The sequence below is a fragment of the Gramella sp. MT6 genome, assembly GCF_019357415.1.
Taxonomy (GTDB): domain Bacteria; phylum Bacteroidota; class Bacteroidia; order Flavobacteriales; family Flavobacteriaceae; genus Christiangramia.
In genome coordinates this window covers 1,551,385-1,572,757 of sequence record NZ_CP048410.1, presented here as the reverse complement: position 1 = coordinate 1,572,757, position 21,373 = coordinate 1,551,385, and the positions used below count along the sequence as shown (strand labels likewise).

Genomic DNA, 21,373 nt, shown 5'->3' with positions numbered 1-21,373 from the left:
AAAATAAGGTTTTTAGGCTAATAATAAAATTTAAAATTAGCAAATTCTTAACTTTCAAGCTTTAATCTTCAGGATTGATTTTTAGCTCTACCAATTCGATTTTGGTATTGGAAGTTTCAATGATTTTTATTTCGAAATCTTCAATGTGAATCACCTCTCCCTGCTGCGGAATTTCTTCGGTGTGATTTACAATAAAACCACTAAGGGTCTCATAATTTTCACCTACCGGAATATCAACTTTATAATTTTCATTAAGATAGTCTACCTCGAGTCTTGCTGAAAACCTGAAATACCCATCCTCCAGTTTTTCCTCAATGAGCACGGCTGAATCATGTTCGTCTTCAATTTCCCCGAAAAGCTCTTCCACTATATCTTCCACGGTCATCATTCCGCTGGTCCCTCCATATTCATCGATCACTACGGCGATACTCTTCCTTTTCTTAATCAAAATATTCAGCACATCCTTGATCCACATGGTCTCTGGCACAAAAATGACCGGAAGCAGAATAGATTTTATAGATTTTGGTCTTTTGAACAATTCAAAAGAATGCACATATCCAATAATATCGTCTATAGTATCATTATAGACCAGCAATTTTGAAAGCCCTGTTTCTGTAAAGGTTTCTATAAGATCATTCGGAGCCTGGTTCTGGTCCACCGCAATGATCTCTGTTCGCGGGATCATCACTTCCCTCGCTTTAATGTCTGAAAACTGCAGTGCATTCTGAAAGATCTGGATCTCGCTATCCACATCCTCATGCTCCTCCACCGTTTCCATTTGCTCACTAATAAAATTTCCCAGCTCCACTTTACTGAATGCTAGCTGAACTTCATCCCCATCTGTCTTAAAGAATCGTTTCAGGATAATGTCTGAAATCCAGATAATAAAGGAAGACACAAAACTAAAAAGTATATAAAAAATGTAAGCCGGCACCGCGAAGAATTTCAACATGGTATTCGCATAGATCTGGAAGATCACTTTTGGAAGAAATTCGGCAGTAAGTAAAATAATAAGGGTAGAAATAACCGTTTGAGTAAGGAGACTCAGGTCTGTAATAATATAATTCACGAATCCGCTTTGGGAATCTATCCCGGTCAACCAGGTCATTAAAAGATCTCCCATAAAAAAACCATACACAACTAGGGCAATATTATTCCCTACGAGCATAGTCGCGATAAATTTTGAAGGCTTTTTGGTAAGTCTTTTCAGGACTTTAGCAAGAAAATCATTCTGCCTTTTTTCGATCTCTATAAAGATCTTGTTCGAAGAAACGTAAGCGATCTCCATTCCAGAGAAGAAAGCGGAAAGCAGCAAAGAGCAAATTATAACAAGTATATCAACCTCCATTTAGGCTATTTATTACGATCTTCATATTTGCGCCTGAAACGTCTTTTAAAGAAGAACATAAAGATGGCGATAGCAACAAAGAACAGGAACAAATATGCTCTATTTCTTTCAGTATTCCATATCCTGATAGCTTCAAAAATAAAGAACGCTGCAAAGAACAGGTAGGCGTATTCAAAATATCTAAAAAATTTATTCATCCTTTTCTTCTTCTATTATCTGTATCCCCGTATTGGTTCTAGATCGAAAATTACTGAAATCCTGATTAGAATCAAAACCAAGATCATCTGTATAAGAACCGTCTGGAAATCTAATTGTATTGGGCTTATCTGTAAAGATCCAGTTCCTTTCCTGATCCCAGAATATCTGGCTGGCCTCTAATTTAGTGCTATCTGCGGTAAGTATCACCACATCCCCCTGGAGATCTATAAGCTGAGTGTTTTCGTAAACAATACCGTAATCTGCGGTTACCGTATTCTTTTTGTTCTCCTCGTCGAAGAACTCAACTTCTAAACCATCTGGAAATTCCCGATAAGGAAAAGATTTATTGGTAAAGTCCAGCATCTTAGGACTCTTGAGAGTAGCCACTAACCTACCGGAATCTGTGAATTTTAAATTAATGCCTTCGGCTACTGCCTGAGGTGCATCTTCCTCTAAACTGAAGGCTCTTACTTCCTGCAGATTACCTTCGCATGAAAAAAGCATTGTCACGCCTATGAGCGTGACAATGCCTGAAATTATATTACTATATGTGAGTTTCATCTTATAGACTCGGGATACGAACAGTCTCTCCTATCCAGCATCCAATTGAAATCGCATCTCCAGCATTTTTACTAGACTGGAATACATCTGACTTCTGCGGAGCTCTACCTTTATAAGCTGCAGCAGCCTGATTTGCGTTACTTGCAATAGATGGATCTACTCTCGCAGCTCTGGAAGCATAATCTGCAGCTAACCAGTATACCGCTCTTTTACTAAATGCATCTTCACCACAGTTGTTTGCACTCTGAGCATACATGCTGGCGATCTGTAGGTAAGCACTACCTAAAGAAGGCTTAGCCTGAAGTGCTTTGTTGTAAAAGTTTCTAGCCTGACCGAAACTACCTTTTTCCTTGTAGTTGTTCGCGATTCTATAATAGATCTTCGCTTTATCAGACTTGTTAGTTTCAAGTTCAGCAGCTTCGTTATAGTACTCAAGAGCTTTGGTTCTGTCTCCTTCAGCTTCAGCTAACTGACCTAAAGAATAAGCAGACTTAGCAGATGGCTCTAATTTATGAAGAGCTTCTGATACCTGGATGAACAATGGATCTTCTGTACAATCCTTAGCTGAAAGTCTGGCGTTGGCGTTCTTCAACCATGCAACATCAGATTTTTTATCTTCAAAATCCTTCTTGTATAAAGGGATAAGGTTATCACAATCTGCTCTAGCACCAAGCTTCGCATTAATTGCCTCTTTTACTTTACTATAGTTAGCAAGGTTGATCTCTGCATACTTGATCTGTTTTTCTTCTTTGGTAGTAAGATCTTCTCCTTCTTCCTGTTTCTTCAATAATGGAGCAAGGTTTTCTGCAGCTTCGTTCTCCTCTTCTTCGATCTTAGTGAAAACTCTATCGTAGTTATCAAAAACGTCCTGAAGTGTTTTTTCACCTTCATCCTGCATCTCTGCCATTAAATCGAAATAAGCATAAAGACCTTTTGGACTCTTAAAGTTCTCCTTGTCTTCAGTATATGCCTTATCAAAAGCCATATATTGCTCTTCTTTATCTCCGATCTTATTATCGAATTTCAACAAAGCGATATCTGAATAGATCTTACCTTTTGAGGTCTTACCAGGATAAAGTTCTAATCTGGTCTCCCAAACACCGATCAATTCTTCAACAAGTTCCTTTTTATCTCCCTGCTCAGCTTTCTCGATCTTATACTCTAAAGCTCTTTCAAGGTATTGATATGTAGCTAGGCTATATTTAGGACATTCCTCTTTAACTTTCATTAAAGCCGGATAAGCCGCTTCATAATTTTTCGCTTTTGCATCATCATAAGCAAGTGCAGCCATTGTCGCACAATCCCCAGATTGAGCGTTTACCGTTCCAAGACCTGACAAAGCAATCGTTAGTAGTGCTATAAATCTTTTTTTCATTTTATTGTTTATTGTAGTGGTTAATCAAATTTTCTTTTTGTGAACCATTTATCGTTTAAAGAAAGTCCTATTGACAGTCTTAAAAAGTTCTCCTGAATTAATCCAGAATCTTTGGTACCTCTTTGTCCAAGCTCGATTCCAAGATTAATGTTGGAGAAGTTTGATCCAACTGGCAAACCTAGTCCAAAAGATATGCCAAACTCATTTATAGGCTCTTCATTTACTATTAAACCAGTCTCATCAAACCTGAATCCAGCCCTGTAAACCATTCGCTCAAAGTAACTTGAGAACGAATTGTATTGCGGAATATAAAATCCTCCAAGCGAAAATTGTGAAGCATCTTGATAATCCCCATTATCTCCTCTAAAACTAAAGCTATCTTCATAAGAAGAAGACCCTACGCTGGCATACTCTGCCCCGATAAACCATTTATTTTCCTCACCCAGACCAGCACCGATGCTAAGTTTAGAAGGAAATTCAAACTGAGTATCACTAAGGTCTAGCTCTCTAAAATCTATAATACGACCCGAACCGCTGGAAAAATCAACGGTAGATATAGCCCTGGAATTCTCAGAATCCAGATCCATTGCCGGTGCATATGTGGAAGAAATGTGCAATTTCAACGTTTCAGTTAGATCTTTTTGGTAATTAGCCCCAAAGTTAAAGGTAAATCCTTTAATATCAGACCTATTTACATCTGTAGTTCCATATTGCAGATCTTCCCTGTTTATACTTTGAGAATTTTGAAAATTCCCGAAGTTATAATTGGCATCCACACCTATACTTAAATCCTTGGTCACAGCCCATCCAGCAGAAAGAAATACTTTGTTCATTCCACCTCTACCATTCAACAAACTGGCAGAACCTTCTTCCATATCTAAAATCCTATACCCCACCGAGGTATAAGGAAGCACTCCTACCCCAATACCTACTTTATCGCTAACAGGAAATGCTAACGAAAGATAATCAAGGGACGTGATTTTTGCATTATCACTATCACTATCGGTTTCAAGGCTTATCCTGTCATGACTGGCACCTACCGCATAATTTGTAAGTTTCAATCTACCATAACCGGCAGGATTCTGCATATTAATATGAATGCTGTCTGCAAAGATACTTAATCCTCCCATAGATCTATTCTCTACGGTACCCTTAAAGTTAGTTAAACCAATGCCGTAATATGAATAAGGCGAAGAAACGTTTTCCTGTGCTTCGGCTATAAAAGCTGAAAATAAAGCTACGATTACTATAAATCGTTTTATCATTGAGTATTGTTAAATTCTAGAATGAAATTAAGTCCTTCTAACAAAAAATTTGAGTTGGCAAATATGCTATTTTTTAATGGTATAGACAAAATTTGGCTATCCCCTCCTGTAAAAATAACTGTTAAATCTTCAAATTGAGAGCGGTAGGATTCTATGGTTCCCGTTAATTCCATTTTTATTCCATTAATAATTCCGGATAAGATACTGGTTTGAGTAGTATTACCTATTAATTCGGCTTCCGGCTTCGGAATAACTAACGGTAAATTTGCGGTAAACTTGTGCAGACTATTAAATCTCATATTTAAACCTGGAGAAATCGCACCTCCTAAATAGACCTCTTCAGCCGTTTTGATATCATAAGTAATGCAGGTACCGGCATCGATGATCAAAACATTCTTTCCTGGAAATGAATTTACCGCGGCAGTTACCAGGGCAATTCTGTCTTTTCCTAAAGTTTTGGGAGTGGCATACCTGTTTTCGAAAGGAACCGGTGTAGAATTATCCAATTCCAGGACCGGGAATGACTTTTTTAGCTCTGAAATCATTTCAATCCCTCCAGAAGTGACACTGGAAATTATAGATTTGGTGATTTCGGGAAAGTTTTTCCGGATCTTTTGAAATTCTTTTGAAAAATTTTCCTTTTTGAAATTCTGCTTTTCCAGCAACCTATTGTTTTGAAAAACAGCAGTCTTTACTGAAGTATTTCCGGCATCAATTACTAAATTCATTCAGATTTTCTTAGAAAAGCTAAAATACAAAAGCATTTTTTTAAAATTTCCTTTGTGAGTTCCTAAAAATGAAATTATATTTGCCACCGCTTAACAAAGCAACTGGTGCCTTAGCTCAGTTGGTAGAGCAAAGGACTGAAAATCCTTGTGTCCCTGGTTCGATTCCTGGAGGCACCACCTTTAAAAAGCCCGCTATTTTTAGCGGGCTTTTTTTATACCTCAATTTAAAACTAACCGATGATCATGGTAAATAGGACAAACCACGTTTCGTTTTCCACATAAAGTATTTCTCAAATAGTACTTTAGAGAAATCGTAAAGCACATTAGGGATCATTACCGCGAATTTTCTGGGTTTAAAAAGTGTGTCAGAAAGAATGATCACTTCTTTTTTACCTGCATCCATAACGCATATTCCAGGAATTTTACCCCAGGCTTTTTCTTTAAGCTTAGTTTCTCCCTTAGACAATCTGATTATATTCTCTGCCACGATCTTACCAGTTTCATCTGAAGGATAACCTGTTTTAGGACCAGAGAAAGGTATCTTTCCAGGTGTAAAGGGCAATTTCACATCTACCGCAATTCCCGCTGCCCAGACATTGGGATAATCCACATGCCTGTAATCATTGGTTACCGGGATATATCCAGCTTCGGTTGCGTGGAGGCCAGGTGAATTGGTTACAAAATCAACTCCAATAAAAGGTGGCATTAACATGGTAAACTTACTCGGTAGAATTTCACCGGTAGTCAGTTCTACCCTGTCTTTAAAAACCTCTTTAACCCCTACCTCTGTTCTGTAATGAATATGAAACATTTTCATGAAGGATTTCAACATGGTTTCCCCACCTTTTATTCCGTCAATTCCAAAGTGACCTAAAAAGGTTTCTGGAGTGATCCAGTACAGATCGACTTTTTTACGAATCTTCTGCTCGCGAAGCCATTTTTCAATATTGAACAGAAATTCGTAAGCCGCTCCCATACAACCCGCATTTTGAGTTGCTCCAATAACCACAGGGCCAGGATCTTTTTTAAATTTTTCAAGAGCTTTTCGTGTTTCCATCGCACCTTTGGGTGTGCCAATATAATGAGCATACTCCTTAACACCGGGAGCAACATCATATTTTACCTTTGGCCCGGTGGCAATCACCAGCTGATCATAACTTACATCACCTTTACTAGTAACTACAATATTTTTGTCTGGATCTACCTTAATTGCTTCGGCATTAATGAACTCAACTCCTTTCTTTCTTAAAAGTTCATCTTTACGGAAAGAAATATCCTTAATCTCTCTTCTTCCAAACGGAACCCATATGAGGGATGGAATAAAAAGGAATACAGTAGATTTATCAATAACGACAACTTCCTGCTCTTGTTTTCCTTTTCTCTTTAATTCCAGCGCAGCAGTTAAACCGGCAAAATTCCCTCCAATCACTACAGTTTTCATGGCTTCAAATTTTATATATTGAATTTACGCCATAAAGGAAATTTGCACAGTAACCATGGTTACATAGCAGGGTGATATTTTAATAGTGGAATTTAATTAATGAAAATTTGACCAATAAAAAACCTGTTCGTTTATGTAGAAGAAAACGAAATGGTCAACGGGGGATGAGAGTAAGTTTTCAATAATTCAAAATTGAATTAGACGTTAAGCAGGATCACATTAACAATTGCTCCAATAATAGCAACAAAGATCATTGCCAAAGTGAGGGTAACCAGGATTTTGCCCCAGATACTAAGACCTCTTAAGGAATTATTGTAATTGTGAATAAAATCAGTAAAAATCTCCATAATCTCCTTCTTTAATATTAATACTCAATTCTCTTAAATATAAGGAGTTACAGAAGTTTTTCAAAAATTAATCGTTGAACTAACAATATTATAGGCGTAGAACCAATGGCTCCTTTTCATCCTCTTATAATTCGATATTTTCCTTCAAATTAAGGCTAGTAACTGGTGTCAGAAAGGATGATATCAAGCTGACAAGGTTGATATTATTCAAATTACACCCATTTAAAATGAGCTAGGAAATTTTCAGAATTGGCATTAAATAAATCACCCGGTAATTTGCAGAACAAATTACAGGGTGATTATATGATAAAAGGCTTAATTTACTTTGTAAGGACTTCCTATTTCTTTCTAAAGAAAATTGAAATTGGAACACCTTCAAAATCGAATTCCTGCCTCAATTTATTCTCTAAAAACCTCTTATAAGGATCTCTTACATATTGCGGAAGATTACAGAAAAAAGCAAATTGTGGATGCGGTGTTGGTAACTGCATACAGAATTTGATCTTTACATATTTTCCTTTATAAGCCGGCGGCGGATTTTTCTCGATAATTGGAAGCATGATATCATTAAACTCACGGGTTTTGATCTTCTTACTTCTATTCTCAAATACCTTAACGGCCGTCTCAATTGCTTTAAAAACTCTTTGCTTGGTCAATACTGAAATAAATACGATCGGTACATCGGTGAAAGGTTCGATCTCACGACGTATCATCGCCTCGTACTCTTTCATGGTATTGGTTTCCTTATCTACAAGGTCCCACTTGTTCACCAGGATCACGATACCTTTATGATTTCTCTGGGCAAGCCAGAAAATATTCTGAACCTGACCATCAAATCCACGGGTTGCATCCAGAACTACTAAACATACATCACAGTTCTCGATAGCCCTAACAGATCTCATTACCGAATAGAACTCAAGGTTTTCCTTAACCTTAGATTTTCTCCTGATCCCGGCAGTATCCACCAGGTTAAATTCAAAACCGAAACGATTATACCTAGTATCGATAGAATCCCTGGTTGTTCCAGCAATATCGGTTACGATATATCTATCCTCACCGATAAGTGCATTTATAAATGAAGATTTCCCAGCATTTGGTCTTCCAACCACGGCAAATCTTGGTAATTCAGATTCTTCTTCTTCTTCGATCTCTGGCAAGGCTTCGATAAGCGCATCCAGAAGATCTCCCGTTCCACTACCATTGGTACTGGCGATAGGGAAATATTCTCCTAAACCAAGTGAATAGAATTCCACCGCATTGGCCAGGCGTTTATTATTGTCCACTTTATTTACCGCAAGTAGAACAGGTTTATTCACTTTTCTAAGCAAATTGGCAACCTCTTCATCCATTGAAGTTACTCCGTCCTCCACATCTACCATAAAAATGATGGCATCTGCTTCATCAATAGCAAGTTCAACCTGCTTGTCGATTTCAGCTTCAAAGACATCATCACTACCTTTTACATATCCACCGGTATCTATTAATGAAAATTTCTTCCCATTCCAGTCAGACTTTCCATAATGCCTGTCACGAGTAACCCCGCTCACAGAATCAATAATGGCTTCACGACGCTGTATAAGTCGGTTGAAAAAAGTTGATTTACCTACGTTAGGCCTACCCACAATGGCGACAATATTGCCCATAACTATATATTAATTTCAGGCAGCAAAAATAGTGGTTTTTAACCAATTAGCTTCACTCCTGTATTATGCTGAAAAGTTTATTTTTTATCGTTGTACCCGAATCTACGGAGCTGTTTTGAATCACTACGCCAGTTTTTGTTCACTTTTACGTACAATTCAAGATGCACCTGTTTTCCGAAGAATTTCTCCAGGTCCTTTCTGGCTTCCACTCCTACTCTTTTTAGAGCAGCACCTTTATGTCCAATAATAATCCCCTTCTGAGTTTCGCGCTCTACCATGATCACACTTCGCATCCTGATGATCTCATCTTCTTCAAAAAACTCACTGGTTTCGATCTCTACACTATAAGGGATTTCTTTTTTATAATGGATAAGGATCTTTTCCCGAATGATCTCGTTTACAAAGAATCTTTCCGGTTTATCGGTAAGCGTATCTTTTGGATAGAACGCCGGGGATTCTGGCAACAATTCTATGATCCTGTTGAAAACTTCAGAAACATTAAAGCCTTCTAAAGCCGAGATCGGATGAATTTCTGCTGTAGGAACTTTTTCTGACCAGTATTTAACCTGCTCTTCCAGTTGTTCCTGGTTAGATTTATCGATCTTATTCAGTAATAAAAGAACTGGCACTTCAGAATGAGCGATCTTATTGAAAAATGCTTCATCTTTTAATCCCTGTTCTCCAATTTCCACGATATAAATAAGAACATCTGCGTCTTCAAAAGCAGATTTCACAAAATCCATCATAGAAGCCTGTAATTCATATGCAGGCTTAATGATTCCTGGTGTATCACTCAAGATCACCTGGAAATCTTCCCCGTTCACGATCCCAAGGATACGGTGACGGGTAGTTTGCGCTTTTGAAGTGATAATGGAAAGTCTTTCACCCACAAAAGCGTTCATCAAAGTTGATTTTCCCACATTGGGATTACCAATAATATTTACAAATCCGGCCTTATGCGCCATAATGATAATTTTTGCAAAGGTATTTCATTTGGATTCTGTTACCTAATCTTTATTGAATTTCTAACAATTGAGGCTCAGCTACTTCCAAAACTGAACTTTTCATTTGCATAATTGCCAAAAAAAGAAATATAAGTAGCTGAAAATCATAATTTAATAATTTTTTGAATCTAAATTCCAATCGGGTTGTGCTTCTATTTTTAATAACTATTTTTGCCGCTTCTTAAAATCAAGCTGAAAAAGACTGATTATGAAAAAAGTTTTGAACTTATTCGACTTTAAACAAGAAGTTAATTACAAAACCGAAGTACTTGCCGGTTTGACCGTAGCGATGACCATGATTCCTGAATCTTTATCGTTCGCTATTCTAGCTGGATTCCCTCCTCTAATGGGATTATACGCTTCATTTATCATGGGTCTGGTTACTGCAATATTCGGTGGAAGACCCGGAATGATTTCCGGCGGAGCTGGGGCAACGGTAATTGTGTTAATTGCCTTGATGAAGTCTAATGGTTTAGAATATGTACTTGCAGCGGTAGCCCTGGCAGGTGTAATTCAGATTGCAATTGGAGTCTTCAGGCTTGGAAAATTTATTCGTTTAGTGCCTCACCCCGTAATGTTTGGATTCGTGAACGGGCTTGCTATAATAATCTTTATGTCGCAGTTGGATCAGTTTAAAACTGTGGTTAACGGTGATATTGTATGGCTTTCCGGAACTTCACTGTATATCATGGCAGGGCTGGTCGCATTAACCATAGCTATTGTGGTGTTATTGCCCAAACTAACCAAAGCTGTGCCTTCTTCTCTGGTTGCAATTATCGTAGTTTTTATACTGGTTTACTTCCTGGGAATAGACACTAAAACCGTAGAAGACATTGCCTCAGTAAGTGGAGGATTTCCACCTTTTCATATTCCAAATATCCCTTTAACCTGGGAAACTTTAGAAACCATTGCACCATATTCAATGATCATGGCTGCTGTGGGATTAACCGAGGGTTTACTTACTTTGAACCTGGTAGATGAAATTACCGAAACCAAAGGAAATGGTAACAGGGAATGTGTAGCACAGGGAGGTGCGAACTTACTTAACGGTTTCTTCTTCGGAATGGGTGGTTGCCCAATGATAGCTCAAACCCTGGTAAACTTATCTGCAGGCTCCAGAGCCCGACTGTCTGGAATAATTGCAGCTTTTACCATTCTAGCAATCGTACTTTTTGGTGCACCTATAATTGAACAGGTCCCAATGGCTGCACTCGTGGGAGTAATGATCATGGTGGCAATTGGAACTTTTGAATGGGCTAGTTTAAAGATCTTTAATAAAGTACCTAAGAAGGATATTTTCCTGGTTATTATAGTTGCGTTAATAACAGTCATCCTGCATAATTTAGCCCTTGCCGTTCTGGTTGGAGTGATACTTTCTGCATTGTTCTTTGCATGGGAAAGCGCCAAGAGAATTAGAGCACGAAAGTCTATAGATGAAAATGGAGTGAAGCACTATGAAATTTACGGGCCCTTATTCTTTGCCTCCACCACTAACTTCCTGGAAAAATTTGATGTAATAAACGATCCTGAAGAGATAATAATCGATTTTAAGGATAGCCGTGTTGCCGATATGTCTGCCATTGAAGCTCTAAACAATGTGACTCAGCGTTACAGCAAGGTTGGCAAAAAAGTGCATTTAAGACATCTAAGCAATGACTGCAGACGATTACTGCAGAATGCAGACGCCCTTATCGAGGTGAATATTTTGGAAGATCCAACCTACAAGGTAGCAACCGATAAGCTCTAAAGACTGCCGTCATTGATCTCGATCCAGTATCCGTCAGGATCCTGGAGATAGATCTGTTTGACCCCATCTGGGCGTGTATTCGTGGTATTTGGCTCTCCAGGCCAGTTCTCAAAATCTATATTTTCAGAAATTAGAAAATCCATGAGTTCATTGAGTTTATTGGTACTCAAACTCATATGCACTCCTTTGTTTATTTCGGGAACATATTCGCTTTCTATCAGATGGATCTGAACTTTATCACCAAGCTGAAACCACCGAATATGATCTGGAAGCCCTCCATTAGGGATTTCTTCCAAACCTAATACTTCACCGTAAAATTTTGCTGAAGTATCCAAATCCTTTACCTGGAGGGCATCATGATCTTTCATTAACTGAAACGGATTGGATTGCGCATTAGAATTAGCCATAATTAAAATAAAGAGTATACAGGAATAAAAAGTTTTCATTAGGAATAGTTATTATCCCTTGAAAATAGTTCTTTTTTTCCAGGCTTGATATTTATTTCGATTCGATTGCAGTAAATTCTTTTATGGCAGAATTTGGTTCCATGATATTATAGCCATCCCAGAAATCTGGATCGTATTTTTTAAGGGTTTGATATTCAAATTCATTTGAAGAGCTTTCATCTATCGCTACCGCATTTTCTTCATCAAAGTGATAGAAGAAAATAAGTTGATATTTGTTTCGCTGACTCACGTTTATAAGAATATCCAGATCCAGCTCATTTTGCTTCCGCTTGCCAATCACATTTTTATTCTTTTCAATCATTTTCAAGGGTCGGTCTATTCCAAAACTTTCACCCGCTTCCCTTTCCATATATCTGGGCAGATAATGTCCCGAAGCATTCTTTGTAAAGATCATTTTTCCCCGAAACACATCATCAATGCTGCTTATTCCTAATAATTTGAATTTTTTCAGTGGTTTCACATTCTCGTAATCCAATCGATGAACTCCATAATCTTCAGTATCTACATAGACCTGTCCCTTAAAATCTGCGTTGCCTTTGGGTTCAAATTTTATAATATACACCAGGCTGGATTCAAGATATGTATAGCCCTCAACTGTAAATCTGTACTTATTGAGTTTGTCAAAAAGATTAAAAGTACCCTCCTCATTCCAGAAAGCATGATTCAATAATGATTCCACATAAGTATTTGTAGTCTCCACCACAGATTTCTTCTTCCTGGCTTCGGTTTCTGCAATTTCCTCCTCGGTAGGCTCATTTTCAGGTTTCTCATTCTCCTCAATAATTTCATCCACATCAACTTTAACCCCAAGCAGGCCAGATTTGATCTTCAGGTAGGAATCTGGTTTTACATTCTCTTTGAAAAGATTATCCATCCTATCGAGAAGTTTATCGAGGGAAGCGGTGCTCTGCGGATTATAAAGGTTAGCCCCTTTGATAAGCTCCACTTCCTGAGACTTATAATTTCCCTTAAAATCTCCAAGCGCTTCGATATAAGAATTCACATTTTTCGGAATACTTTCAGAAATACTGTCCATCAAATTTTGATCTATATCTGCGATACTGCTTTCCTGAACATCAAGATCGAATCTCTTTACGGCATTGAGATTAGACTCCCTGAAAAAAAATCGCTTCTTAATTGTTCCAATATCATAATTCTCCTCAACCCTTTCTTTCGCTTTCTCCATGATCTCCTTACCGGTTAATTTTTTATCACTAATAAAAACATCGTCCAACTGTATCACCTGTGTTTTTAGATAAAAAATATTATTTCCGGTATCTAAAGTCTTAACTTGATTTGGTTCATAGCCAACAGAGGAGATCATAAGCTCCTCAATTTCAGAAGCAGGTCTGTTAATAGTAAAAAAGCCTTCATCATTTGTAATTACACCACGGTTTTTAGCAAACTGTACTGTAGCAAATGGAATAGGCTTTTTAGTTTTTTCATCCAAGACTTTTCCTGAAAACTCCTGAGAAAAAACCGAGGCAGAAACAAGCAAAAGAATGAAGCTAAGAAGAAATGAATTTTTCATTTTGATGGTTTTCAGATGAAACGATTTAACAATCAAATTGTTACAAAAGTGGCATTTAAAAGAAGATATTTCATCTACTTGATTACCCGTAAAACTTGAAAAATTGTTTTAAACATTACTTAAAATGTAGGACAGGCACATATAATATTCCTAACTTTCAGTGACCAAAAAAATCAACCCCTATGAGTGCTTTAAGTGAAGATGAATTTGAAAATATTCTATCCATTCAGAATAAATGTACAAGACTGAATCTGAATGAGAATATTTACGGAACCTTCGCAGAAATTGGTGCGGGACAGGAAACGGTTCGGCATTTTTTCAGGGCTGGGAATCCAAAAGGAACCATAGCCAAAACTCTTAGTGCATATGATAAAGATTTTAGTGATGCTATCTACGGTTTAGATCCACAGAACCGATATGTGACCGTGGAACGCCTGAAAAGGATGATAGATTATGAAGCGGAACTTATAGAACAGCGACTTTCCAGAAAAAAATATCCAGATAAATTATTCTTTAGTTATGCTAATACAGTAGCTACTATAGACTGGGCAAAAAAATATAAAGGTCATGGCTGGTTAGGAATTAAATTCCAGAGAGAACCTAAACAAGAGTATAGTGAGATCATCCTGCATGTTCAGTTTCATGAAAACAATGCTTCACAGCAGCAAATAAGCCTGGGTATTATGGGGGTGAACCTTATATATGCCGCTTTCTACCAAAGTGATGATCCCAAGGAACTAATCAAGAAATTATATGATCATTTAAGCAAGGACAAGATCGAAATTGATTCGATAAATTTTAAGGGTCCTGTGTTCGAAAATGTGGATAACAGGTTAATGAGCCTGGAACTGGTTAAAGAAGGAATCACCGAGGCCGTGATGTTTTCTCCTGAAGGGAATAATATTTTACCGGCAAATGTACTTTACAAAAAACATATTCTCACTCTTAGAGGTAGCTTCAGACCAGTTACAAATCTGAATTTAAATATGTTCCTGAGTGCACGAAATCTTTTTTTGAACCAGGAAAATGTAGATCCAGACAAAACGGTGATCATCTTCGAAATGACCTTGAGCAATTTAAAATCTGAAGGAGATGATGAAATAAATGAAAAGGACTTTTTAGATCGCGCAGACCTGTTATGCGCTTCCGGGCAAACCGTTATGATCTCCAATTTCCAGGAATATTATAAGGTGGTGGAATATTTCGCCCAGCATACCAAAAAAGAACTTGGACTTGTCATGGGTGTAGACAACCTCATCGATATATTTAATGAAAGATATTACCGTCATCTGAGCGGTGGAATCTTAGAAGCTTTCGGAAAACTATTTTTCAAAAGCCTGAAAGTTTATTTATATCCTGTAAAGGATGAAAAAACAGGTGAGATCATTACCAGTAAAACTTTAAAAGTACATCCTAGAGTCAAAGAGCTTTATAAGTTCTTTGTGGATAACGGAAAGGTGATCGATATTGAGGATTATGATGAAGAGTCTTTAGATATTCACCCGAGAAAGGTATATGAAATGATCCTTGATGGTAATAATGAATGGGAAAAAATGGTTCCTGGATTAACCGCCAAAATGATCAAGGAAAAGAAAATGTTCTCAAAAGAAAAGGCTTCCCACAGCTAGGCTCAGGTAGAAAAATCTGTTTTTAGACCGCGATCATACATAACTATACTTCCGGCTACAGATACATTCAGACTAAGAGTAGATTTAAATTTGACCAGGTAATGGGCCTTTTCGATAGCCGCATTAGATAATCCATGATCTTCAGCTCCCAAAAGATACACACAACGCCTTGGATGTTTAAAGTCCTCCAGTGGCTGTGCATCTTCGGTTAGCTCTACCCCAACCAACATAGCACCTTTGGGTAGATGAGCATAAAAATCTTCAAAGGTTTTATAATGAAAATAAGGCATGGCTCCTACTGCTTTATGAGTATCACAAGCCTGTTTTGAATAGCGATTACCTATAGTAAATATAAAACTAGCTCCCATATTCTGGGCCGATCTCCATAATACCCCGAGGTTTTCAGGCGTTTTCCCGTTCTGAATCCCAATCCCAAAAAAACCCTGTTTCAAATTATCTGTTTCCATGAGACAAAAGTAATATTCTTTGAGATTCATCCATAAAATACCTGCTTACAGGTATTGCTAATAATATTTATCAAAAAGAAATTCGATGGTTATTTTACTGTATTTCAAATGTTTGAATTAAATTTAATTTCAATCAACCAATCAATTTCACATGTTTAAAACTAAATTTAAAAATGAGCCATGGGATAATTATGCGCTAAAATTTAGCTTGGCCCTATCCCTGATTTTTCTGGTTTCCTGCAATGACAAGGACTATAAGGAAGTACCGGAACAAAAGACAATGACTAAGAACGATAGCATAAAACGAGGTGAATACCTTGTAGAAACTATTGGATGTCGCGACTGCCATTCTCCAAAATCATTCACCGAAAGAGGTCTCGAAGAGATCCCTGAACTGGCTTTGAGTGGTTATCATACCGGGGATAGCCTACCTAAAATTAATTCTGAAGCATTACAAAATGGATGGATGTTATTCAACGGTGACCTTACAGCGGCTGTGGGTCCTTGGGGAGTTTCTTTTGCAGCCAACATTACCTCAGACGATACCGGAATAGGAAACTGGACTCCAGAACGCTTTAAAACCGCAATGAGAGAAGGGAAGTTAAAAGGAGATAAAGGTGGGCGAATGATCCTACCACCAATGCCCTGGCAAAATTTTGGTAAACTATCTGATGAAGATCTGGAATCTATGTTCAAATACCTGAAAAGTACCAAGCCTATCGAGAATGCGGTACCGGCTCCCATTCCTCCGAACAAACTCGATAGTTTAAAAACAGCTTAAAAATGAATCCCGCCAAAAAGCGGGATCTATTTTTACTTCACACTGAAGGTTTTCAGAAAGCCTTTACTTTGAGGGTCGGGAATTTCTGAAATAAGCACATAATTACCTGGTCTTAGTTCTGCGGTAAAATAACCAGTTCCTCCCTCGGCCATTTCCTGCATTCCTCCTATAAATCTAAAGCCTTCTGGCGCCGGAGTCTGCAAACCATTGGGATCTGCCCAGTTCATCCAGCTGTTCAATTTTGAAAGGTCGGCACCTTCATCTACCCATACCAGGTGAACATCGTGCATCACGAAATTCTCATGAACCTTTTGTTCTCCAAATTCCACTTTGAAGATCTTTTCCCCGGGAGAAACATTATCGTTGAAAGTGATGCCTTCATTGGCCGCAATGTTTATAGTATAATCTGCAGTTATACCTACATCGGTACTATCTGCCTGGGTAACTTTAATTTCTTTCGCCATTCCCTGAGTATTGTGAAAAACTCCATTGGCCATTTTCACATAGCACTCAATGATATACGTTCCCGGTTCAAGATAGAAGGTAGACTGCGCTGTGCTTTTTGCTGAAATAAGGCCAACCCCACCGGTGAATTCAACTTTCTGAAACCATTCTGGTAATTTACCAAACGCAACATTGGCTTTTTCAAACTCACCTGCGTTGATCATATCCATACCTTCCTGAAAGGGTGGTCCTATCTCCTTTTCTGCATCTTCAATACCTTTTCCTTCAGGGTATTTATCAAAAAGGATAAAATGTGTCTCATTGGAATTATTGCGATATTTCACAGTTTTCCATCCTGAGGTCCATTCGTCTTTGGTCTTGAATTCCATAGCATTTGTTACTACGGTAATAACATCTGAAGTCTTTTCCTTATCCTGCTTTTTAGTATCGGTAACTTCTTCTTTCTCCTCCCCATCTTTTCTCTTCCCATCCTGGCAGGCGAAGATCATGAAACTAAAAATTAATAAAAAAATTACCCGGGCAAATACTGAAGTGAATCTCCTGATTTTCATATATATAGAAATTGAATGATTGATTTAAAATTTATCAGGGCTTACTCTAAATTCTTAAATTTTCACAAGAACACCAAGAATTAGCAAAGAATATTAAAAATATAAACCCCTAAAACTTAATTAATTGTCAAAAATCTAAACAAGTTTCAAAATAGCTGCTTAATTAGATTTCAGTTTATTAAATTTAAGATTCTGGTTATTCATGAATTACATAAAATAGAACTCATATGCTGGAAAAGAGCAGAATTGTTATTGAAAATATAGAACCTGAAGTTAACTGTGGGGAATATCCCATAAAAAGAGTGGTGAATGAGATCGTTCAGGTAAGTGCAGACATATTTGGAGATGGCCATGATATTATTCAGGCTTCCGTTTTTTATAAGCACAATAAACAAAGAAGCTGGAACGAATCTAGAATGCTCCCAACCGTAAATGATAGCTGGAGTGGTCACTTTAACGTAGAAAAGCAGGGAGATTATGAATATTACCTTCAGGGTTGGGAAGATCACGGATTAAACTGGCGCCACGGTATTGTAAAAAAGATCGAGGATGGCCAGCATGTAAATTCTGAATTACTGGAAGGAGCAGAATTGCTGAAGCCTATTCTTAAAAAATGTACGAAATCTGAAGCTGAACTGGTTAAACGTGCTATCTCAACTTTTCAGAATAAAGAAGAATATGACGAAGCGGTCAATATTTGTGTTAATCAGGACCTGGAAAATATATTTATAAATTATCCTATAAAGGCTGTTCCCTATGAAACTAAAAAATTACCGGTTTATGTAGACCGTAAAAAAGCACGATTCAGTACCTGGTATGAATTTTTTCCACGCTCTGCTTCACCTGAAGAAAACAAGCATGGAACTTTTAAAGATTGCGAAAACATACTTCCAAGAATCGCAGAAATGGGGTTCGATGTTCTTTACTTCCCTCCAGTCCATCCAATTGGAGAGGTAAATAGAAAAGGAAAGAACAATGCGACAGATGCCGCACCAGGTGACGTTGGGTCACCCTGGGGCATAGGTTCAGAAAAAGGTGGCCATACAGATCTTCATCCGGAATTGGGAGACCTAAAGGATTTTAAATCGCTTGTAGACCGGGCGAAGGATCTGGACATAGAGATCGCCATGGACTTTGCTTTACAGGCCGCACCAGACCACCCTTATGTGAAACAACATCCAAAATGGTTTAAGTGGCGACCAGATGGTAGTATTCAGTATGCTGAAAATCCACCAAAGAAGTATCAGGACATTCTCCCCATTCATTTTGAATCTGACGAGTGGAAGAAAATGTGGTCTGAGTTCCGGGATATAGTATTATACTGGATAGAAGAGGTAGGAATAAATATTTTCAGGGTAGATAATCCGCACACCAAACCCTTCTATTTCTGGGGTTGGCTTATAGCTGAAGTAAAGAAAAAACATCCTGATACACTCTTCCTTTCTGAAGCCTTTACCCGGCCTAAGATCATGGAGCAACTTGCCAAACAGGGCTTTACCCAATCTTATACCTATTTCACCTGGCGAACTAATAAACATGAATTAACGGAATATGTAAATGAACTTACAAAGACCGACCTGAAAGAATATTTTAGACCTAACTTCTGGCCTAATACTCCAGATATTAATCCTTTTCATCTACAGGGAGCCAATGAATCTCTGTATATGATAAGATATTTCCTGGCCGCTACTTTAAGTTCTAATACCGGTATTTATGGGCCTGTTTTCGAATTTATGATCTCAGATGCCGTTCCTGGAAAAGAAGAATATCATGATTCTGAAAAATACCAGATAAGGCATTGGGACTGGAAGGCAGAGAATAAATTAATGCGCGTGATCACCAGGATAAACCAGGCCAGAAGATCAAATCCCTCCCTGCAGCAAACCAATAACATCCAGTTTTGCGAGATCCATGACGATGGCATGATGGCCTATTACAAATTTGATGAGGCCAGGGAGAATAATACGCTTATGGTGCTAAGCCTGGATCCATACAATTTTAAACAAGCCTCGGTAAAAGTCCCACGACACGAACTGGGACTCGATTTTGGACAATCTATCACTGTAGAAGACCTTATAACTGGCAATTCTTACCATTGGGACCAGGAATGGTGCTATGTAGAATTGCATCCGGGTATGCCATTCCACCTATTCCGAATTCATAAAAATTAAGAGTATGAACAAAAAGGCTAAACCAGAGATCAACACTTCAGACTTTCAATTTAAATGCACCTGGGAAGATGCATTTGAAGACCAGGAATTCATCAAGACCTTCAGCACTGAAATTCTTGAGGATTATATTCTGAAAAAACGCTGGTATGCCGGAAAGTCAAGCACTCTAAAATATATCGAGGTCGTAGATCACGGTAAACTGAGTTCAGAAAAAAATACCTTTTACGGGGTTTTAATAGAGATCAACTTTAGTGAAGCTTTTTTTCAGGATTACTTTATTCCTTTAAGTTTTATCCCCGATTCCAAAGACAAACTGGAAACGAATACCGTCATTGCTCCGGTTACCTTTAAGGGAGAAGAAGGATATCTCATAGATGCACTGCATATTGAAGATTTTAGACACCTGGTGTTTGATAAGATCATGGCCTACACTTCAGACCAGGAAGACGATAAGGTCATTTTTCACAGATCTGAAACTGTAAAACCGGTGAAATATAAATCTTCCAAATTCATGGGAGGCGAACAAAGCAACACCTCGATCATCTACAATGAAAAATTTGTGATGAAATTCTTCAGGAGGATCTATACCAGTAAAAACCCAGATTATGAAATTAGCCGTTTCTTAACTGAAAAAAGTAATTTTAAGAATACTCCGGCCTACGTGGGAAGTATCAACCTGGCCCTGGTCAATGGAGATACCATAACTCTTTCGTTAATGCAGGACTTGCTGGAAAACGAGGGAGATGCCTGGAAATATATGCTGCAGGAATTAAAGTCGGTTTTTTCCAATATTGAAAAGAAAAAGATCAAGGTTAACAACCTGCCCGATATTTCTCTTTATCAAAGACAACCTATAAATACGATCCCGCCAGAAATCATTGATTTCGCAGGTCTCAATATTTTTCTGAAGGTTTCCAAACTGGCGCTGAGAACCGCTGAAATGCATATAGCACTGGGAAGCGACATGCAGGACACTGCATTCACACCCACAAAATATAATGGTGATTATGCGGTATGGTTAAAGAACAGGCTTATCTATATGTTCCAAAACAGGCTCAATACCATCGAAAATAACATGCATAAGCTGGATGGTGAGGCGCTCAAACTGGCGAACGACTTCCTGGATAAGAAAAAAGAGATCAGGGAACATTTTCTGAATTTCGACTGGACCAAAATGAAAAGTGAACGCATCAGGATACACGGTGATTACCATCTGGGACAGGTCCTTGTAGATCATGATGATTTTTATTTACTGGATTTTGAGGGTGAACCAGAAAGCACTATTCAGGATAGAAAAGTAAAGCAACCACCATTAAAGGATGTTGCAGGTATGTTTAGATCTTTCCATTATGCTATTTATTCCACGATTTTTAATAACACTGGCAGCTTTTCTACCTCACAGGACGAAATGTTCAAGGCTGGGGAAGTTTTGTATAAGTATATGATTGGTGTATTTATGGAAACCTATGTAGATAAGGTACAAACCGAAAATCTTAACATTGGTTATAAACAGGAAATAGAATTTTTACTGGATTATTGCCTTCTGGAAAAGGCGGTATATGAATTAGGCTATGAATTGAATTCCAGGCCGCGCTGGACCATCATTCCCTTAAGAGGAATAGCCAGCATTTTAAAGAACAAGAAAAACTAAAACC

The 21,373-nt window shown here is 38.0% G+C and carries 19 protein-coding genes and 1 tRNA gene; 6 read left to right on the top strand and 14 right to left on the bottom strand.

Annotated features, from left to right (window positions below; genetic code table 11):
- Nucleotides 1-61 precede the first annotated feature (61 nt).
- The 6 genes from G3I01_RS07080 to G3I01_RS07055 are packed head-to-tail and all read right to left on the bottom strand — an operon-like array spanning nt 62 to nt 5,475.
- The gene (locus G3I01_RS07080; RefSeq protein WP_219552303.1) at nt 62-1,348 is read right to left on the bottom strand and encodes a hemolysin family protein; all 1,287 of its coding nucleotides are present in this window, start codon (nt 1,346-1,348) and stop codon (nt 62-64) included.
- Nucleotides 1,349-1,353: 5 nt separating this feature from the next.
- On the bottom strand, nt 1,354-1,545 hold the full coding sequence (locus tag G3I01_RS07075; protein WP_219552301.1) for a hypothetical protein: 192 nt from the start codon (nt 1,543-1,545) through the stop codon (nt 1,354-1,356).
- Nucleotides 1,538-2,107, bottom strand: coding sequence for an LPS export ABC transporter periplasmic protein LptC (lptC, locus tag G3I01_RS07070; protein WP_219552299.1), 570 nt, complete (start codon nt 2,105-2,107; stop codon nt 1,538-1,540). Before lptC ends, G3I01_RS07075 begins: the two co-directional genes overlap by 8 nt.
- Nucleotide 2,108: 1 nt before the next feature.
- Complete coding sequence (locus G3I01_RS07065; protein ID WP_219552297.1) at nt 2,109-3,482, bottom strand: tetratricopeptide repeat protein; 1,374 nt, start codon at nt 3,480-3,482, stop codon at nt 2,109-2,111.
- 20 nt (nt 3,483-3,502) lie between these two features.
- The gene (locus tag G3I01_RS07060; protein ID WP_219552295.1) at nt 3,503-4,747 is read right to left on the bottom strand and encodes an outer membrane protein transport protein; all 1,245 of its coding nucleotides are present in this window, start codon (nt 4,745-4,747) and stop codon (nt 3,503-3,505) included.
- A complete protein-coding gene (locus tag G3I01_RS07055; RefSeq protein WP_219552293.1) occupies nt 4,744-5,475 on the bottom strand; it encodes a type III pantothenate kinase in 732 nt (243 codons plus the stop codon). The genes G3I01_RS07060 and G3I01_RS07055 overlap by 4 nt, the downstream gene beginning before the upstream one ends.
- A 104-nt stretch (nt 5,476-5,579) precedes the next feature.
- Here G3I01_RS07055 and G3I01_RS07050 point away from each other — a divergent pair.
- A tRNA-Phe gene (locus tag G3I01_RS07050) sits at nt 5,580-5,652 on the top strand.
- Between the two features lie 64 nt (nt 5,653-5,716).
- On the opposite strand, the gene G3I01_RS07045 is transcribed toward G3I01_RS07050, so the two are convergent.
- The 4 genes from G3I01_RS07045 to era form a co-directional block, all read right to left on the bottom strand.
- Nucleotides 5,717-6,916 carry an FAD/NAD(P)-binding oxidoreductase gene (locus G3I01_RS07045; RefSeq protein WP_219552291.1) on the bottom strand — a complete coding sequence of 400 codons (1,200 nt, stop codon included), beginning with the start codon at nt 6,914-6,916 and terminating at the stop codon, nt 5,717-5,719.
- A gap of 197 nt (nt 6,917-7,113) precedes the next feature.
- Entirely contained in the window at nt 7,114-7,263 is a 150-nt protein-coding gene (locus G3I01_RS07040) for a hypothetical protein (RefSeq protein ID WP_219552289.1), read from the bottom strand.
- Nucleotides 7,264-7,601: 338 nt separating this feature from the next.
- Nucleotides 7,602-8,906, bottom strand: coding sequence for a ribosome biogenesis GTPase Der (gene der / locus G3I01_RS07035; protein WP_219552287.1), 1,305 nt, complete (start codon nt 8,904-8,906; stop codon nt 7,602-7,604).
- Nucleotides 8,907-8,983: 77 nt separating this feature from the next.
- Nucleotides 8,984-9,871: a GTPase Era gene (gene era, locus G3I01_RS07030; RefSeq protein WP_219552285.1), complete on the bottom strand. Its 888-nt coding sequence runs from the start codon at nt 9,869-9,871 to the stop codon at nt 8,984-8,986.
- Between the two features lie 247 nt (nt 9,872-10,118).
- On the opposite strand from era, the gene G3I01_RS07025 reads away from it, so the two are divergent.
- Nucleotides 10,119-11,657, top strand: a complete 1,539-nt coding sequence (locus G3I01_RS07025) for a SulP family inorganic anion transporter (RefSeq protein ID WP_219552283.1) — start codon at nt 10,119-10,121, stop codon at nt 11,655-11,657.
- Here the strand turns inward: G3I01_RS07025 and G3I01_RS07020 are convergent.
- Together G3I01_RS07020 and G3I01_RS07015 are read right to left on the bottom strand one after the other, a co-directional pair.
- Nucleotides 11,654-12,103 carry a VOC family protein gene (locus G3I01_RS07020; RefSeq protein WP_219552281.1) on the bottom strand — a complete coding sequence of 150 codons (450 nt, stop codon included), beginning with the start codon at nt 12,101-12,103 and terminating at the stop codon, nt 11,654-11,656. The genes G3I01_RS07025 and G3I01_RS07020 overlap by 4 nt on opposite strands.
- Before the next feature lie 52 nt (nt 12,104-12,155).
- A complete protein-coding gene (locus tag G3I01_RS07015; RefSeq protein ID WP_219552279.1) occupies nt 12,156-13,655 on the bottom strand; it encodes a carboxypeptidase-like regulatory domain-containing protein in 1,500 nt (499 codons plus the stop codon).
- Nucleotides 13,656-13,837: 182 nt separating this feature from the next.
- Between G3I01_RS07015 and G3I01_RS07010 the strand changes: the two genes are divergently transcribed.
- Nucleotides 13,838-15,283, top strand: coding sequence for a TonB-dependent receptor (locus tag G3I01_RS07010; RefSeq protein ID WP_219552277.1), 1,446 nt, complete (start codon nt 13,838-13,840; stop codon nt 15,281-15,283).
- A 2-nt stretch (nt 15,284-15,285) separates the two neighbouring features.
- Here the strand turns inward: G3I01_RS07010 and G3I01_RS07005 are convergent, their stop codons facing one another.
- The gene (locus G3I01_RS07005; RefSeq protein ID WP_219552275.1) at nt 15,286-15,750 is read right to left on the bottom strand and encodes an RNA methyltransferase; all 465 of its coding nucleotides are present in this window, start codon (nt 15,748-15,750) and stop codon (nt 15,286-15,288) included.
- A gap of 151 nt (nt 15,751-15,901) precedes the next feature.
- Here G3I01_RS07005 and G3I01_RS07000 point away from each other — a divergent pair, with 151 nt between their 5' ends.
- Complete coding sequence (locus G3I01_RS07000) at nt 15,902-16,531, top strand: diheme cytochrome c-553 (protein WP_219552273.1); 630 nt, start codon at nt 15,902-15,904, stop codon at nt 16,529-16,531.
- 32 nt (nt 16,532-16,563) lie between these two features.
- Here the strand turns inward: G3I01_RS07000 and G3I01_RS06995 are convergent, their stop codons facing one another.
- Nucleotides 16,564-17,547, bottom strand: coding sequence for a hypothetical protein (locus G3I01_RS06995; RefSeq protein ID WP_219552270.1), 984 nt, complete (start codon nt 17,545-17,547; stop codon nt 16,564-16,566).
- Nucleotides 17,548-17,774: 227 nt separating this feature from the next.
- Here G3I01_RS06995 and G3I01_RS06990 point away from each other — a divergent pair, with 227 nt between their 5' ends.
- Complete coding sequence (locus G3I01_RS06990) at nt 17,775-19,718, top strand: alpha-1,4-glucan--maltose-1-phosphate maltosyltransferase (protein ID WP_219552268.1); 1,944 nt, start codon at nt 17,775-17,777, stop codon at nt 19,716-19,718.
- A gap of 4 nt (nt 19,719-19,722) precedes the next feature.
- Nucleotides 19,723-21,369 carry a trehalose synthase gene (locus G3I01_RS06985; RefSeq protein WP_219552267.1) on the top strand — a complete coding sequence of 549 codons (1,647 nt, stop codon included), beginning with the start codon at nt 19,723-19,725 and terminating at the stop codon, nt 21,367-21,369.
- Nucleotides 21,370-21,373 lie beyond the last annotated feature (4 nt).

Bases quoted from the DNA above. Each gene is read 5' to 3' on its own strand.
- era (WP_219552285.1), bottom strand. From the start codon at position 9,871: ATGGCGCATAAGGCCGGATTTGTAAATATTATTGGTAATCCCAATGTG.
- G3I01_RS07020 (WP_219552281.1), bottom strand. From the start codon at position 12,103: ATGAAAACTTTTTATTCCTGTATACTCTTTATTTTAATTATGGCTAAT.
- G3I01_RS07010 (WP_219552277.1), top strand. From the start codon at position 13,838: ATGAGTGCTTTAAGTGAAGATGAATTTGAAAATATTCTATCCATTCAG.
- G3I01_RS06990 (WP_219552268.1), top strand. From the start codon at position 17,775: ATGCTGGAAAAGAGCAGAATTGTTATTGAAAATATAGAACCTGAAGTT.
- G3I01_RS07000 (WP_219552273.1), top strand. From the start codon at position 15,902: ATGTTTAAAACTAAATTTAAAAATGAGCCATGGGATAATTATGCGCTA.
- G3I01_RS07045 (WP_219552291.1), bottom strand. From the start codon at position 6,916: ATGAAAACTGTAGTGATTGGAGGGAATTTTGCCGGTTTAACTGCTGCG.
- G3I01_RS07025 (WP_219552283.1), top strand. From the start codon at position 10,119: ATGAAAAAAGTTTTGAACTTATTCGACTTTAAACAAGAAGTTAATTAC.
- G3I01_RS07080 (WP_219552303.1), bottom strand. From the start codon at position 1,348: ATGGAGGTTGATATACTTGTTATAATTTGCTCTTTGCTGCTTTCCGCT.
- G3I01_RS06995 (WP_219552270.1), bottom strand. From the start codon at position 17,547: ATGAAAATCAGGAGATTCACTTCAGTATTTGCCCGGGTAATTTTTTTA.
- lptC (WP_219552299.1), bottom strand. From the start codon at position 2,107: ATGAAACTCACATATAGTAATATAATTTCAGGCATTGTCACGCTCATA.
- G3I01_RS07075 (WP_219552301.1), bottom strand. From the start codon at position 1,545: ATGAATAAATTTTTTAGATATTTTGAATACGCCTACCTGTTCTTTGCA.
- G3I01_RS07060 (WP_219552295.1), bottom strand. From the start codon at position 4,747: ATGATAAAACGATTTATAGTAATCGTAGCTTTATTTTCAGCTTTTATA.
- G3I01_RS07055 (WP_219552293.1), bottom strand. From the start codon at position 5,475: ATGAATTTAGTAATTGATGCCGGAAATACTTCAGTAAAGACTGCTGTT.
- G3I01_RS07005 (WP_219552275.1), bottom strand. From the start codon at position 15,750: ATGGAAACAGATAATTTGAAACAGGGTTTTTTTGGGATTGGGATTCAG.
- G3I01_RS07015 (WP_219552279.1), bottom strand. From the start codon at position 13,655: ATGAAAAATTCATTTCTTCTTAGCTTCATTCTTTTGCTTGTTTCTGCC.
- G3I01_RS06985 (WP_219552267.1), top strand. From the start codon at position 19,723: ATGAACAAAAAGGCTAAACCAGAGATCAACACTTCAGACTTTCAATTT.
- G3I01_RS07040 (WP_219552289.1), bottom strand. From the start codon at position 7,263: ATGGAGATTTTTACTGATTTTATTCACAATTACAATAATTCCTTAAGA.
- G3I01_RS07065 (WP_219552297.1), bottom strand. From the start codon at position 3,482: ATGAAAAAAAGATTTATAGCACTACTAACGATTGCTTTGTCAGGTCTT.
- der (WP_219552287.1), bottom strand. From the start codon at position 8,906: ATGGGCAATATTGTCGCCATTGTGGGTAGGCCTAACGTAGGTAAATCA.